Origin of the sequence: Mesorhizobium sp. M0500 (assembly GCF_040321165.1) — a bacterium.
GTDB lineage: Bacteria > Pseudomonadota > Alphaproteobacteria > Rhizobiales > Rhizobiaceae > Mesorhizobium.
This window is the reverse complement of record NZ_JAMYRB010000093.1, coordinates 1-638: the sequence shown is the minus strand read 5'-3', so window position 1 is coordinate 638 and position 638 is coordinate 1. Positions and strand designations below refer to the sequence as shown.

General features: G+C 59.1%; 1 protein-coding gene. It reads left to right on the top strand.

The annotated features are described in order from the left end of the window. Positions 1-53: 53 nt before the first annotated feature. Positions 54-638: IS110 family RNA-guided transposase (locus NKI70_RS33895; protein WP_352726469.1), on the top strand; the 585-nt coding region annotated here is incomplete at its 3' end.

Sequence of the window (638 nt, the reverse complement as noted above, 5' to 3'; positions counted from 1 at the left end):
GGCATCGCTGTGCCAAAGTGGTGTCGTTGATCATCACTTGAACGGAGGCGTCCATGTCGGAAGTTAGCATGATCGGGTTGGATCTAGCGAAGAACGTGTTCCAGGTGCATGGTGCAGATGCATCGGGAGCTATCCTGTTTAGAAAGAAGCTTCGCCGCGATCAGATGCTTAAATTCTTTGATGCGCAGCCGGCTTGCACGGTTGCCATGGAGGCCTGCGGCAGCAGCCATTACTGGGCGCGGGAGATCACGAAGCTGGGACATAACGTCCGGCTGATCGCTCCGGGCTACGTCAAGCCTTTCGTGAAGAGGCAGAAGAACGATGCCGCCGATGCGGAGGCGATCTGCGAAGCTGCGCAACGGCCGACGATGCGTTTTGTGGCAGCCAAGAGTGAGGAACAACAGGCTGCGGCGATGGTGTTTCGCGCTCGCGATCTTCTGGTGCGCCAGCGGACCCAGACCATCAATGCGATACGTGGCCATCTTGCCGAATTCGGGCTGGTGGCCGCGCAGGGCCTTTTCCATGTGGCCAAGCTTGTAACGGCGATCGAGGATCATGGCTCCGCCATCCCAGAGGCCGCCCGTCCGATCCTGTGTCTGTTCGTGGAACAGTTGCGCTCGCTGGATGAGAGGGTGGCT